At 69.5% G+C, this 13,661-nt stretch carries 10 protein-coding genes and 1 tRNA gene; 5 read left to right on the forward strand and 6 right to left on the reverse strand.

Going from position 1 to position 13,661, the window contains the following annotated elements:
- The first annotated feature begins 17 nt into the window (after positions 1–17).
- The 3 genes from hrpA (at position 18) to LGI35_RS22355 (ending at position 4,690) form a co-directional block, all read left to right on the forward strand.
- The gene (gene hrpA, locus LGI35_RS22345) at positions 18–4,001 is read left to right on the forward strand and encodes an ATP-dependent RNA helicase HrpA (RefSeq protein ID WP_227295797.1); all 3,984 of its coding nucleotides are present in this window, start codon (positions 18–20) and stop codon (positions 3,999–4,001) included.
- A gap of 94 nt (positions 4,002–4,095) precedes the next feature.
- Positions 4,096–4,170: transfer RNA gene (locus LGI35_RS22350), tRNA-Asp, on the forward strand.
- Positions 4,171–4,489: 319 nt separating this feature from the next.
- Complete coding sequence (locus tag LGI35_RS22355; protein ID WP_227295798.1) at positions 4,490–4,690, forward strand: DUF6274 family protein; 201 nt, start codon at positions 4,490–4,492, stop codon at positions 4,688–4,690.
- Positions 4,691–5,246: 556 nt separating this feature from the next.
- Here LGI35_RS22355 and bldC read toward each other — a convergent pair.
- Positions 5,247–5,453, reverse strand: coding sequence for a developmental transcriptional regulator BldC (gene bldC / locus LGI35_RS22360; protein ID WP_003949541.1), 207 nt, complete (start codon positions 5,451–5,453; stop codon positions 5,247–5,249).
- Between the two features lie 469 nt (positions 5,454–5,922).
- On the reverse strand, positions 5,923–6,774 hold the full coding sequence (locus LGI35_RS22365) for a DUF8083 family protein (protein WP_227295799.1): 852 nt from the start codon (positions 6,772–6,774) through the stop codon (positions 5,923–5,925).
- A 220-nt stretch (positions 6,775–6,994) separates the two neighbouring features.
- Between LGI35_RS22365 and LGI35_RS22370 the strand changes: the two genes are divergently transcribed.
- Complete coding sequence (locus LGI35_RS22370; RefSeq protein ID WP_227295801.1) at positions 6,995–8,086, forward strand: Leu/Phe/Val dehydrogenase; 1,092 nt, start codon at positions 6,995–6,997, stop codon at positions 8,084–8,086.
- A gap of 289 nt (positions 8,087–8,375) precedes the next feature.
- Positions 8,376–8,633: a DUF3073 domain-containing protein gene (locus tag LGI35_RS22375; protein WP_116512208.1), complete on the forward strand. Its 258-nt coding sequence runs from the start codon at positions 8,376–8,378 to the stop codon at positions 8,631–8,633.
- Positions 8,634–8,759: 126 nt separating this feature from the next.
- On the opposite strand, the gene purM is transcribed toward LGI35_RS22375, so the two are convergent.
- From purM to LGI35_RS22395, 4 genes are all read right to left on the reverse strand, one after another.
- Positions 8,760–9,833, reverse strand: coding sequence for a phosphoribosylformylglycinamidine cyclo-ligase (purM, locus tag LGI35_RS22380; RefSeq protein WP_227295803.1), 1,074 nt, complete (start codon positions 9,831–9,833; stop codon positions 8,760–8,762).
- A gap of 34 nt (positions 9,834–9,867) precedes the next feature.
- Entirely contained in the window at positions 9,868–11,394 is a 1,527-nt protein-coding gene (gene purF, locus LGI35_RS22385) for an amidophosphoribosyltransferase (protein ID WP_227295805.1), read from the reverse strand.
- 541 nt (positions 11,395–11,935) lie between these two features.
- Positions 11,936–12,745 carry an META domain-containing protein gene (locus LGI35_RS22390; protein WP_227295807.1) on the reverse strand — a complete coding sequence of 270 codons (810 nt, stop codon included), beginning with the start codon at positions 12,743–12,745 and terminating at the stop codon, positions 11,936–11,938.
- A 50-nt stretch (positions 12,746–12,795) separates the two neighbouring features.
- Positions 12,796–13,590, reverse strand: a complete 795-nt coding sequence (locus LGI35_RS22395) for a maleylpyruvate isomerase family mycothiol-dependent enzyme (RefSeq protein WP_227295808.1) — start codon at positions 13,588–13,590, stop codon at positions 12,796–12,798.
- Positions 13,591–13,661: the final 71 nt, after the last annotated feature.

Genomic DNA, 13,661 nt, shown 5'->3' on the forward strand with positions numbered 1-13,661 from the left:
GAGATCCTGGAGGACGTATGTCTACGCAGCCTGCCCCCGTCCTCGGCACCCTCGCCCAGCGCCTGTCCGAGCTGTCCCTGCGCGATGCGCACCGGCTCGGCCGCAGGCTCGAAGGCGCGCGCCGCATCCGCAAGCCCGAAGCCCGGGCCGCCGTACTCGCCGAGATCGAGGCGGAGGCCGAGAAGGCCGAGGCCCGCACGGCGCAGCGCCGCGGCCGGTACGAGGCGCTCGACGTCACGTATCCCGAGCAGCTTCCCGTCAGCCAGAAGAAGGACGAGATCGCCGACGCGATCCGCGACCACCAGGTCGTGATCGTCGCGGGCGAGACCGGCTCCGGCAAGACGACCCAGATCCCCAAGATCTGTCTCGAGCTCGGCCGCGGCGTGCGCGGCATGATCGGCCACACCCAGCCCCGCCGGCTCGCGGCCCGCACGGTCGCCGAGCGGATCGCGGACGAGATGGACACCCCGCTGGGCGAGGCAGTCGGCTGGAAGGTCCGCTTCACCGACCAGGTCAACCCCGACGCGACGTTCGTGAAGCTGATGACGGACGGCATCCTGCTCGCCGAGATCCAGACGGACCGCGAGCTGCGCGCGTACGACACGATCATCATCGACGAGGCCCACGAGCGGTCCCTGAACATCGACTTCCTGCTCGGCTATCTGGCGCAGCTGCTGCCCAAACGCCCGGACCTGAAGGTCGTCATCACCTCCGCGACGATCGACCCCGAGCGCTTCTCGCGCCACTTCGGGGACGCCCCGATCGTCGAGGTCAGCGGCCGTACGTATCCCGTCGAGGTGCGCTACAGACCCCTGCTCGAAGAGGACTCCGACGAGGCCGACCGGGACCAGATCACCGCGATCACGGACGCCGTCGAGGAGCTCCAGGGCGAGGGCAAGGGCGACATCCTCGTCTTCCTGTCCGGCGAGCGCGAGATCCGCGACACGGCGGACGCGCTGGAGAAGAAGAAGTTCCGGTTCACCGAGGTCCTGCCGCTCTACGCCCGCCTGTCGCACGCGGAGCAACACCGCGTCTTCCAGCGCCCCTCCGGCTCGGTCCGCCGCATCGTCCTCGCGACGAACGTCGCGGAGACGTCCCTGACCGTCCCCGGCATCAAGTACGTGATCGACCCGGGCACCGCCCGCATCTCGCGGTACTCGCACCGCACGAAGGTGCAGCGCCTGCCCATCGAGGCGATCAGCCAGGCCAGCGCCAACCAGCGCAAGGGCCGCTGCGGCCGTACGTCGGACGGCATCTGCATCCGCCTGTACTCGGAGGACGACTTCCTCGCCCGCCCCGAGTTCACGGACGCGGAGATCCTGCGGACGAATCTCGCCTCCGTCATCCTCCAGATGACCGCGGCCGGGCTCGGCGACATCGAGAAGTTCCCCTTCATCGACCCGCCGGACCACCGCAACATCCGCGACGGCGTGCAGCTTCTCCAGGAGCTGGGCGCGCTGAACCCGGCGGAGAAGGACGTCCGTAAGCGCCTCACCGAGCAGGGCCGCAAGCTCGCCCAGCTGCCGGTGGACCCGCGCCTGGCCCGGATGGTCCTGGAGGCCGACAAGAACGGCTGTGTGCGCGAGGTCATGGTGATCGCGGCCGCGCTGTCCATCCAGGACCCGCGCGAGCGCCCCAGCGAGAAGCAGGCGCAGGCGGACCAGCAGCACGCCCGCTTCAAGGACGAGACGTCCGACTTCCTGGCGTTCCTCAACCTCTGGCGCTACGTGCGCGAGCAGCAGAAGACGCTCGGCTCGTCCGCGTTCCGCCGCATGTGCAAGTCGGAGTACCTGAACTTCCTGCGCATCCGCGAGTGGCAGGACATCTATACGCAGCTGCGGACGGTCGCCAAGCAGATGGGGATCCATCTGAGCGAGGACGATGCCCCTGACCAGCAGGTGCACATCTCGCTGCTCGCCGGCCTGCTCTCCCACATCGGGATGAAGGACGTGAAGGAGTCCACGGACAAGGACCCCAAGCAGCGCGGCGGACGGAACGAGTACCTGGGCGCGCGCAACGCCAAGTTCGCCGTCTTCCCCGGCTCCGCCCTCTTCAAGAAGCCCCCGCGCTTCATCATGTCCGCCGAGCTCGTCGAGACGTCGCGGCTGTGGGCCCGCGTCAACGCGAGGATCGAGCCGGAGTGGGTCGAGCCCCTCGCCGAGCACCTCCTGAAGCGCACGTACAGCGAGCCGCACTGGGAGAAGGACCAGGCGGCCGTGATGGCGTACGAGAAGGTGACGCTGTACGGCGTCCCGCTCGTCGCCCAGCGCAAGGTGAACTACGGGCGCATCGACCCCGAGGTGAGCCGCGAGCTGTTCATCAGGAACGCGCTCGTCGAGGGCGACTGGCGCACGCACCACAAGTTCTTCTCGGACAACCGCAAGCTGCTCACCGAGGTCGAGGAGCTGGAGCACCGCGCCCGCCGCCGCGACATCGTCGTCGACGACGAGACCCTCTTCGACTTCTACGACCAGCGGGTCCCGGAGCATGTCGTCTCGGGTGCCCACTTCGACAGCTGGTGGAAGCACAAGAAGCGGGACGAGCCCGAACTCCTGGACTTCGAGCGCTCGATGCTCATCCGCGAGTCCGCGGAGGCCATCACCAAGGACGACTATCCGGACGCGTGGCGCCAGGGGCCGCTGAAGTTCCGGGTGACGTACCAGTTCGAGCCGGGCGCGGACGCGGACGGCGTGACCGTCCACATCCCGCTCCAGGTCCTCAACCAGGTCACCGACGAGGGCTTCGACTGGCAGATCCCCGGCCTGCGCGAGGAGGTCGTGATCGAGCTGATCCGCTCCCTGCCGAAGCCGGTGCGCCGTCACTACGTCCCGGCACCGAACTACGCGAAGGCGTTCCTGGAGCGGGCCGTGCCCCTCCAGGAGCCCCTGCCCACCACGCTCGCCCGCGAGCTCCAGCGCATGGTCGGCGTCCCCGTCACGGCGGACGACTTCGACCTGTCCCGCGTACCCGACCACCTGAAGATCACGTTCAGGATCGTCGACGAGCGGCGCAGGACCCTCGCCGAGGACAAGGACCTGGAGGCGCTCAAGCTGCGCCTCAAGCCGAAGGCCCGCAAGGCGATCTCGCAGGCGGCAGCGGCCACCGCCGAGCGCTCGGGCGGCGAGTCCGTGGAGCGCTCGGGCCTCACGGACTGGACGATCGGCACGCTGAGCCGCGTCTTCGAGACCCGGCGCGCCGGCCAGCCCGTCAAGGCGTATCCGGCGCTGGTCGACGACGGGGACACGGTCTCGGTCCGGCTCTTCGACACGGAGGCCGAGCAGCAGCAGGCCATGTGGAGGGGTACGCGCCGGCTGATCCTGCGCAACATCCCGGTCAACCCGGGCAAGTTCGCCTCGGACAAGCTGACCAACCCCCAGAAGCTCGCCCTGTCCGCGAACCCGCACGGCTCGGTCCAGGCGCTCTTCGACGACTGCGCCATGGCCTCCTGCGACAAGCTCATCGCGGACTTCGGCGGCCCCGCCTGGGACGAGGAGTCGTACCGCAAGCTCTACGACAAGGTCCGCGCCGAGATCGTCGACACGACGGTACGAACGGTGGGCCAGGTACAGCAGGTACTCGCCGCCTGGCAGGCCTGCGAGCGCCGCCTGAAGTCGACGAAGAGCCCGACGCTGCTCGCCAACCTCACGGACGTACGGGCGCAGTTGACGGCCCTGATCCGCCCCGGCTTCGTCACGGACACGGGCCTGCGGCGCCTGCCCGACCTGGTGCGCTACCTGGTCGCCGCCGACCGGCGCCTGACCCAGATGCCGACGAACGTCCAGCGGGACACGTCGCGCATGGAGAAGGTCCACGAGATGCAGGACGAGTACGCGTGGCTGCTCGAACAGATGCCGCAGGGGCGGCCCGTGCCGCAGGAAGTCCTGGACATCCGCTGGATGCTGGAAGAGCTGCGGGTCAGCTACTTCGCCCACGCGCTCGGCACCGCCTACCCGGTCTCGGACAAGCGGATCGTGAAGGCGATCGACGCCGCGGCGCCGTAACGGACCCGGCACGTTAAGTGAGTTCGACCGCCGGGCCTGCGCTGCTGTACAGTCTCATCTCGCAGCACAGAGCAACACCAAGTGCCGCGAGCAAGGTCCTGTGGAGCAGTTTGGAGTGCTCGCCACCCTGTCAAGGTGGAGGCCGCGGGTTCAAATCCCGTCAGGACCGCACATAAGACTGAGGCCCGTATCCCGCAAGGGGTGCGGGCCTCAGTCGTGTGCCCCCAACCCGAGTCGTGCGACCCCTCGACCCCGCGGGCCGCGCCCGCCGCGCAGCCCGCGATCAGACACGGCAAATCCCGTCAGGACCGCGCACAGAACTGAGGCCCACACCTCGCAGAGGGTGTGGGCCTCAGTTCTGTGCGCGCACGTGCGCAAGACCCCCGCCCCGCGCGTCCGTGCCTCCGCGCCCCGTCCCCCGCCGTCTTGACGGCATCCCGCTCCCCCGGTACTCAGACAGCAAGGGATTCCCGACCCGGAGGTGGCGCATGGCGGCATCCGCCCGGCACGAGACACGCGCTCTGCTGCGCGCCCACCTCTCCGCTGCCTCCGGCTACCGCCATCTGACCCGGCACTGCCCCGTCTGCCACCAACTCCTGCGCCTCGCCCTGGAGCACGGCAGAGAGCCCACAGGAGGCCCCGAGAAGGACTACGGGGCACCGGAGGACGAAAGTCCCCCCACCACCTGACCGAAGGCGCCGAACGGCGACCCCAACTGCCGGGAGCCTGGGGGGAGCACGGCGGACACCGCAACGCGAATCCCCTCTAACCCAAGGGCCGCGCCAGCAACAAGTGTGCGAGTGTGTGACGGGTGTCACGGGACCAGTTTTAGAAACAGCGTTTCTTACACCCGCCCTACAACACCTCAATTTAATATGTGCAATTGCACTACCCCCAGGGCCCTCCTGGGCACTCCCGAAGATCCACCCGGGACCCCTCGGACGGACCTCCTCGACGACCCGTCGAGCACCCGCCCGCGCCCCGGCAGGAGACGCCGCCGGCACTCGATCAGGGACCCACAGGGCCGCCCACAAAGCCACGCGCCGTCCCCGGTGGACCGCCCCACCCGCACGGATCCGCGCATAAAAAAATCGCGCTGGACCCGGCGGAGTCCAGCGCGATCGACGACGCACCCTTGAAGCATGAGCAGGCGTGGGCCTGTTGGGGCAGGACCCGCGTCGTATGGAGCTATAGGTTGGGCGCGAAAAGGGCTGGGGGGCCCGGAACGCCCGGTTATTCAGTTGTTCAGGCCTCGCTGCGCTGCTGCGGAATGCCCGCGAGCAGTGCGCGGACCTCTGCCTCGCGGTAGCGGCGGTGCCCGCCGAGCGTGCGAATCGACGTGAGCTTGCCAGCCTTTGCCCAGCGCGTCACCGTCTTGGGGTCGACGCGGAACATCGTGGCGACCTCAGCCGGGGTCAGCAGCGGCTCGGCATCAGGGGTGCGAGCGGTCATGAGCGGCCTCCTCGGGAGAACCGAACCTTCTCGGTTCATTCCTCTAAATTCTGCACCTTGACCCGCGTTGCCCGAAATGGCGGACGCGGGTCGAGTCGGTTATAGGACGAACGGCTTGTCCTCGGCACTACAACTACACCATCCGTCCAGCCGCGTCGGCCAAACCGATGGAATTGCCCTCCCAGGTGTTCATCAGCGACGGAAGCCGATGGACCATGCCATAGCGGACAGTCACGCCACTGTGACGATCAGTCACAGTGGCGCCAGGAGTCACGAGACCCCCCATAGCGTGCAATGCTGAGATTTCCGGCTGAACGCGGACGAAAGCAGCCGGGCGGAGTCCTCCCCGGACTCCTTGTCCTATTTTGGCACGAGGAGGGGTGATGGGCGCAAGGGCGTAGTTAGTGCGGTCCATCACGCTTGGGGCAAAAGCCCGGATCGGGACCTACGTCCCCGCACACCCGTACGGTCAGTTCGCGAACTGCCGGTCCCGCACGGCACGCCAACGCTCCATCAGCCGCGCGTACGCCGCCTCGGCCCCGTCACCGTCACCGCGCCGCAGCGCCTCGATCCCCTCCGCCACGTCCGCAGCGGAATGATCACCATCCAGATCCTCCGCGGACAAGGCGTGCACCAGGCCGCCGTAGTCGAGTTCGACGAATGAACGCGGATGGAACTCTTCGAGCCAGCGCCCCACATCGACCAGACCGTCGATCAGCGGCCCCTCGTCCATCGTGTCCCGCAGCGTGCGAAGCCCCCGCGCCACCCGGCGCCGCGCCTGCACCATCGGCGTCCGGTAGCGCAGCACCGGCGCCTCCCCGTCCGCGTCCGCGGCCCCCTTGCCGTACTCGCGCTCCTCGTCCGAGACGAGCACGAACCAGTTCAGCGGGATCTGCCAGGTGGAGGTGCGGATCCAGGGGCGGGCGTCGGGGTTGCGGGCGAGCCAGCGCTCGTAGTCCGCGGCGGACTGCCGGCGCACCACCGGCGGGAGCACCGCGTCCAGCACCGGTGTCGGCAGGCGGGCCGGCAACTCGTCCAGCGCCTGCCAGCCGCGCAGCCGCGTGCGCCACGGACACACGCACACCACGCCGTCCGCCTCGATGACGAACGCGTCGTCGCTCTCGTGCACCGGCACGGGCACCGGTGGCGTCGGCAGCAAGTCGGCCAGCGAGCGGCGCAGTTCGTCCTGGTAGGAGGGGAGTTCGCGACGCTGCGCGTAGCGCTCCCAGTGGCTTCGCTCGGGCTCGGGGAACGCGGCGAGGGGCTCGTACACGCGCAGATACGACGCGTAGGGCACGGTCACCGAAGACACCTTGGGCACGGCTGCTCCCTCCCCCGGACTGCGCCTGGAAAACACTCCAAATCGTCCCATGGCCGAAGGTGAACGCACCTGGCCGGACACGCGCGTACTCCAGGAGAGGGTGATCCTCGGCACTGCGCATCTGGCGGCTCGGCGCAGGCTCTAGTCTCTTGCCCAACGGGACCCGCCACCCGTACGGGCACCGTCTCCAACCGCCGCTACTTACCCGGGAGTCACCACAGTGACCGACGTAACCGGCGCCCCTGCCGATGTTCTGCACACCCTGTTCCACTCGGAACAGGGCGGCCATGAGCAAGTAGTGCTCTGCCAGGACCGCGCCAGTGGCCTCAAGGCCGTCATCGCCCTCCACAACACCGCCCTGGGCCCCGCCCTCGGCGGCACCCGCTTCTACCCGTACGCGAACGAGGCGGAGGCCGTCGCCGACGCCCTGAACCTCTCGCGCGGGATGTCGTACAAGAACGCCATGGCCGGCCTCGACCACGGCGGCGGCAAGGCCGTGATCATCGGTGACCCCGAGACGATCAAGAGCGAGGAACTGCTGCTCGCCTACGGCCGCTTCGTCGCCTCGCTCGGCGGGCGCTACGTGACGGCGTGCGACGTCGGCACCTACGTCGCCGACATGGACGTCGTCGCGCGCGAGTGCCGCTGGACGACCGGGCGCTCCCCGGAGAACGGCGGCGCAGGCGACTCGTCCGTGCTCACCGCCTTCGGTGTCTTCCAGGGCATGCGGGCCTCCGCCCAGCACCTGTGGGGCGACCCGACGCTGCGCGGCCGCAAGGTCGGCGTCGCGGGCGTCGGCAAGGTCGGGCACCACCTCGTGGAGCACCTCCTCACGGACGGCGCCGAGGTCGTGATCACGGATGTGCGCGAGGAGTCCGTACGGCGGATTCAGGACAAGCACCCGTCCGTGCAGGCGGTGGCGGACACCGAGGCGCTCATCAGCACCGGGGGCCTCGACATCTACGCCCCGTGCGCTCTCGGCGGCGCGCTCGACGACGACTCCGTCCCGGTCCTCACGGCGAAGATCGTCTGCGGCGCGGCCAACAACCAGCTCGCCCACCCGGGCGTGGAGAAGGACCTCGCCGACCGCGGGATCCTCTACGCGCCCGACTACGTCGTGAACGCCGGCGGAGTGATCCAGGTCGCCGACGAGCTGCACGGCTTCGACTTCGACCGGTGCAAGGCCAAGGCGTCGAAGATCTTCGACACGACGCTGGCCATATTCGCGCGTGCGAAGGAGGACGGGATTCCGCCGGCCGCCGCGGCCGACAGGATCGCCGAGCAGCGCATGGCGGAGGCCCGCCGCCGCTGACGTTGAGGGTGCCCGGGAGCGACCCGCGGGCGGATACGGGAGACAAGACTCACGCCCATCGGCGGGTCGCTCGCCAAGAAGAGGTTAAAATCGCAGCTGACCAGCGAGGACAGGGCACCTTGCTGGTCCTGCGCCCAGGCGCGTCCTGCGGGCGACGTACCGTATGGCCGCGGGAGCAGGTACCGTGGAAGCCCTAAGGACGGGTCTCTCTGCGGAGAGCCCGTTCGAGATCATGAACGCGTGTCAAGACTCTGGGGCCGTCGAGCCCCGTCACCGAGGGGGTCGAGCCATGGGGCGCGGCCGGGCAAAGGCCAAGCAGACGAAGGTCGCCCGCCAGCTGAAGTACAGCAGCGGCGGGACTGACCTCTCGCGTCTGGCCAATGAGCTGGGCGCTTCGACCTCGAATCAGCCGCCGAATGGCGAGCCGTTCGAGGACGACGACGAGGAAGACGACCCGTACGCCCAGTACGCGGATCTGTATAACGACGACGAGGATGACGAGGACTCGGACGAGTCCGGTCCCTCGTCGCAGCGCCGCGGCGCTTGACCTCGCAGTCCTGCAGTCTGCAGTCCAGCAGTAGTTCTTCGCAGTTCTCGTTTTCGTAGCAACTGCACTTCACCCGGTCCGGGGTGGTCACACCGCCGGACCGGGTTTTGTGCTGCCCTGCGGGCCTTACTTGCTGTAGTCACCCGTGAGCGCCGCGCCCGTGGTGTGCTCGCCGCGCTCGGTGATCTCACCGGCGACCCACGAGTCCACGCCGCGGTCGGCGAGCGTCGCGAGCGCGGAGTCCACCGCGTCCTGGGGGACGATCGCCATCATGCCGACGCCCATGTTCAGCGTCTTCTCGAGCTCCAGGCGCTCCACGGCGCCGGCCTTGCCGACAAGGTCGAAGATCGCGCCGGGGGCCCACGTGGAGCGGTCCACGGTGGCGTGCAGGCCGTCCGGGATGACCCGGGCCAGGTTGGCCGCGAGGCCGCCGCCCGTGATGTGGCTGTACGCGTGGACGTCCGTGGTGCGGGTCAGCGCCAGGCAGTCCAGCGAGTAGATCTTGGTGGGCTCCAGAAGCTCCTCGCCGAGCGTGCGGCCGAGCTCCTCGATGTGCTGGTCGAGCTTCAGGTTCGCGCGGTCGAAGAGGACGTGGCGGACCAGCGAGTACCCGTTCGAGTGAAGGCCGGAGGACGCCATGGCGATCACCGCGTCACCCGTACGGATGCGATCCGGGCCGAGCAGCCGGTCGGCCTCCACGACGCCGGTGCCGGCGCCCGCGACGTCGAAGTCGTCCGGGCCTAGCAGGCCCGGGTGCTCCGCGGTCTCGCCGCCGACGAGGGAGCAGCCGGCGAGGACACAGCCCTCGGCGATGCCCTTCACGATGGCGGCGACACGCTCGGGGTGCACCTTGCCGACGCAGATGTAGTCGGTCATGAACAGCGGCTCGGCGCCGCACACCACGATGTCGTCCATGACCATCGCGACGAGGTCGTGACCGATGGTGTCGTACACGCCGAGGCGGCGGGCGATGTCGACCTTCGTGCCGACTCCGTCCGTGGCGGAGGCGAGCAGCGGACGCTCGTAACGCTTGAAGGCGGAGGCGTCGAAGAGGCCGGCGAATCCGCCGAGACCGCCGAGGCCGGCGACCTCGGGGCGCTGCGTCTTCTTCACCCACTCCTTCATCAGTTCGACGGCGCGGTCGCCCGCTTCGATGTCGACGCCCGCGGACGCATAGCTGGCACCAGGTGTCTCAGACATGGCTTGAGAACTTTCGTGTCGTACGACGGGGGTCTTACGGGCGACGGAGGGCGTCGGTGGCGGCGGTGTTCGCCGGTCCTGCCGCGAGCTCGGTCTCCAGGAGCTGCTTGCCGAGCAGCTCGGGGTCGGGGAGATCCATCGGGTACTCGCCGTCGAAGCAGGCGCGGCAGAGGTTCGGCTTGTCGATGGTCGTGGCCTCGATCATGCCGTCGATGGAGATGTAGGAGAGGGAGTCGGCGCCCAGGGACTTGCCGATCTCGTCGATCGACATGCCGTTGGCGATCAGCTCGGCGCGCGTCGCGAAGTCGATGCCGAAGAAGCAGGGCCACTTCACGGGGGGAGAGGAGATCCGGATGTGGATCTCGGCCGCGCCCGCTTCGCGGAGCATGCGGACCAGGGCGCGCTGGGTGTTGCCGCGCACGATCGAGTCGTCGACGACGACCAGCCGCTTGCCCTTGATGACTTCCTTGAGCGGGTTGAGCTTCAGCCGGATACCGAGCTGCCGGATGGTCTGCGAGGGCTGGATGAAGGTCCGGCCGACGTACGCGTTCTTGACCAGTCCCGCGCCGAACGGAATGCCGGAGGCCTCCGCGTAACCGATCGCGGCGGGGGTGCCCGATTCCGGCGTCGCTATGACCAGGTCGGCCTCGACCGGTGCTTCCTTGGCGAGTTTGCGGCCCATCTCCACACGGGAGAGGTACACGTTCCGCCCGGCGATGTCGGTGTCGGGGCGGGCCAGGTACACGTACTCGAAGACACAGCCCTTGGGCTTCGCTTCTGCGAATCGGGAGGTGCGCAGGCCGTTCTCGTCGATGGCGACGAACTCGCCCGGCTCGATCTCGCGCACGTAGCTGGCGCCGCAGATGTCGAGCGCGGCGGACTCGGAGGCGACGACCCAGCCGCGCTCCAGCCGGCCGAGGACCAGCGGGCGGATGCCCTGCGGGTCACGGGCCGCGTAGAGGGTGTGCTCGTCCATGAAGACGAGGGAGAAGGCGCCCCGAACATCCGGAAGGATCTTGGCGGCGGCGTCCTCGATGGTCAGCGGCTTGCCGTCGTCGTCGACCTGGCCCGCGAGGAGCGCGGTGACGAGGTCGGTGTCGTTGGTCGCCGCGAGCTGGGTGTTGCGGCCGTTCTCCTTGGGGAGGGCCGCAACCATCTCGGCGAGCTGCGCCGTGTTGACCAGGTTGCCGTTGTGGCCGAGCGCGATCGAGCCGTGCGCGGTGGCACGGAACGTCGGCTGGGCGTTCTCCCACACGGAGGCGCCGGTGGTCGAGTAGCGGGCGTGACCGACCGCGATATGACCTTGGAGCGAACTGAGGGAGGTCTCGTCGAAGACCTGGGACACGAGGCCCATGTCCTTGAAGACGAGAATCTGGGAGCCGTTGCTCACCGCGATTCCCGCGGATTCCTGACCTCGATGCTGGAGGGCGTAGAGCCCGAAGTAAGTCAGCTTGGCGACCTCTTCACCGGGAGCCCAGACACCGAAGACGCCACAAGCGTCCTGGGGGCCTTTCTCGCCGGGGAGCAGATCATGATTGAGTCGACCGTCACCACGTGGCACGCCACCGAGTGTAGGCGAGATCGACCACTGGTCCGAATTGGCGAACGTGATCACGCGCCTGGTCGAGCCGCTTGCGCCCGCCCCTGGGGCAGTGGCCCGGGGACGCTTCGCCCCTCACCGACCCACTTGCGCCCGCCCTGCCCCTTCGGCGCGATCACCGCGCTGACCTGGTTCTTCGTGTGCTACGGGCAGTGCCGGGCGGGCTCGAGGGCGGCGTCGGAGGCGCGTGCGGGGCGGTGGGAGTCGGTGGGGGCGGCGCCGGGCGCGACGGCGGGTGCGAGTGTGACGGAATTCGCTGCGGAGGTGCGGGGGGGCGGGGACGGAGGCCGGGGCCGGGGATGGAGGAGCCGGCGGCCGAGAGCCGGGCACCAGGCAGAGGGGAGCCAGGGACCGAGGGCCGGGCACCAGGTGGAGGGGAGCCGGCGGCCGAGAGCCGGGCACCAGGCAGAGGGGAGCCAGGGACCGGGAGCCGGCACCAGGCAGGTGGCCGGGCACCAGGCAGAGGGGAGCCAGGGACCGAGGGCCCCGTGGTGCTGTCCGGTCAGTCGCGGCCGGCTCCCGCCGCGGCGCCGGTTCCGTCGGGGGCCGTCAGCGTGAGCGTGCGGCCCTGGATCTCGTACGACAGCTTCTGGGCGAAGAGCTTCAGGAGGGCGCGTTCGGTGTCCATGCGTGGGCCCTGGCAGAGCACGCGGGTCGTGACGGGCCTGCCGAGCGTGAGGTGGCCGTCGCCGAACTCGGCCTTCGCGCGGAAGCGGTTGCAGCCGAGGCTGCCGGTGGCGGTGCCGTCCTCGCCCGCCTTGCTCCCCTTTTCGAAGGTCATCCTGGCCCGGCCCGCCACCTCCTTCGGCAGTGAGGTCGCGACGTCGTCGGAGATCAGGCTCGTGACGGTCCACTCGGTGCCGGTCAGCGGGGCCGGACGCTCCTTGACCAGGGCGATCGTGTCGCCGTCGTCGGTGGTGAGGGTGAGGTGGTCACCGTCGGTCCTGGCCTTGTTGCTGCCGCCGATGGCCCGGCTGAAGGTCTTCTCGAAGTCCCGCTGCTTCTTGTCCGTGCACATCGACATCGTCACGGTGCTCCTGCCGATACGGATCGTGTCGCCGTCGATCTCGGCCTCCGCGTCGAAGCTGTTGCAGCCGTTGTAGCCGCGCGCCCGGTCCTCCGAGGGGAACTCCACGTACGCGCTCTCGGGGGCCTGTGCGGTGGCGCCGTCGACGGTGACGCTCTCGACGTTCCAGCGGACCCCGGTGACGGGCGCACCCCCGACGGACACGGTCTGTGATCCGCACGCCGCGACGGCCGCGAGGGGGAGGAGCGCGGCCAGGACGGTGAGGTTCCGGGATTGCGTGTGCATGGCGCTTGGACGGGTCGGGTGGGCGGATCGGTTCCCCCCGGTCACGAGAGCTAGCCCATCAGGGGCAGCAGCTTGCTGAGATCGGCCCGTTCGCCGCTCGCGCTGACCTTCGCGTCGTCCAGGGCGGCGCCCCACCCGACGCGTCCGGTGGCGAGGCGGATCCAGGTGAGCGGGTCCGTCTCGACGACGTTCGGCGGGGTGCCGCGGGTGTGGCGGGGGCCCTCGACGCACTGGACGACGGCGAACGGCGGGATCCGCACCTCGGTCGACGCGCCGGGCGCCTTCACGGCGAGGGCGTCGGCGAGCAACCGGGTGCAGGCGGCGAGCGCCTGACGGTCGTACGGGACGCCGAGGCCGGGCAGCGCGTCGTTCAGGTCGTCGGTGTGGACGACGAGTTCGACGGTACGGGTGACGAGGAAGTCGGCGAGGGTCATGGCGCCGAAGCGGGTGGGGATCAGGCGGGTGTCGGGGGCCTCGGCCAGGGCCTCCTCGATACGGGCCGTGGTACGCGCGAAGAGCTCCGCCGGCTGCGCGCTCGCGGCGAGTTCACGGGTGCCGCCGGCGATGGCGTCGGACTCGGTCGCGGTGCCCGACGGCCAGTCCAGGAGCGGGAGTTCATGCGTGGCCGGCTCCGGCATCTCCAGCCCCCTGGCCACCGCGCCGACCGCCATCGTGACGTGCGCCGCCAACTCCCTGACGGTCCAGTCGCCGAGCCGGGTCGGGGCGCTGAGCTGGTCTCCCGTGAGGCCCGCCACCGCTTCCCGTACGTGCGCGAACTGCGCGAGGACGGCCGTACGGATCTTGGCGGAGTCATAGGAGCGGGCGCGCTTCTTGGCCGGTGACATGGGGCGAGCCTATGCCTTGTGCGCCAGGCCCATGCCGTACGGACGAAAGGCCCCACCCCGGCAGTTCACAG

It is taken from the genome of Streptomyces longhuiensis (assembly GCF_020616555.1).
Lineage (GTDB): Bacteria > Actinomycetota > Actinomycetes > Streptomycetales > Streptomycetaceae > Streptomyces > Streptomyces longhuiensis.

What these genes read in the sequence shown, in the direction of transcription:
- bldC (WP_003949541.1), bottom strand. Translation starts at nt 5,453, where the DNA reads ATGACCGCTCGCACCCCTGATGCCGAGCCGCTGCTGACCCCGGCTGAG.
- LGI35_RS22375 (WP_116512208.1), top strand. Translation starts at nt 8,376, where the DNA reads ATGGGGCGCGGCCGGGCAAAGGCCAAGCAGACGAAGGTCGCCCGCCAG.
- LGI35_RS22395 (WP_227295808.1), bottom strand. Translation starts at nt 13,590, where the DNA reads ATGTCACCGGCCAAGAAGCGCGCCCGCTCCTATGACTCCGCCAAGATC.
- hrpA (WP_227295797.1), top strand. Translation starts at nt 18, where the DNA reads ATGTCTACGCAGCCTGCCCCCGTCCTCGGCACCCTCGCCCAGCGCCTG.
- LGI35_RS22390 (WP_227295807.1), bottom strand. Translation starts at nt 12,745, where the DNA reads ATGCACACGCAATCCCGGAACCTCACCGTCCTGGCCGCGCTCCTCCCC.
- purM (WP_227295803.1), bottom strand. Translation starts at nt 9,833, where the DNA reads ATGTCTGAGACACCTGGTGCCAGCTATGCGTCCGCGGGCGTCGACATC.
- LGI35_RS22355 (WP_227295798.1), top strand. Translation starts at nt 4,490, where the DNA reads ATGGCGGCATCCGCCCGGCACGAGACACGCGCTCTGCTGCGCGCCCAC.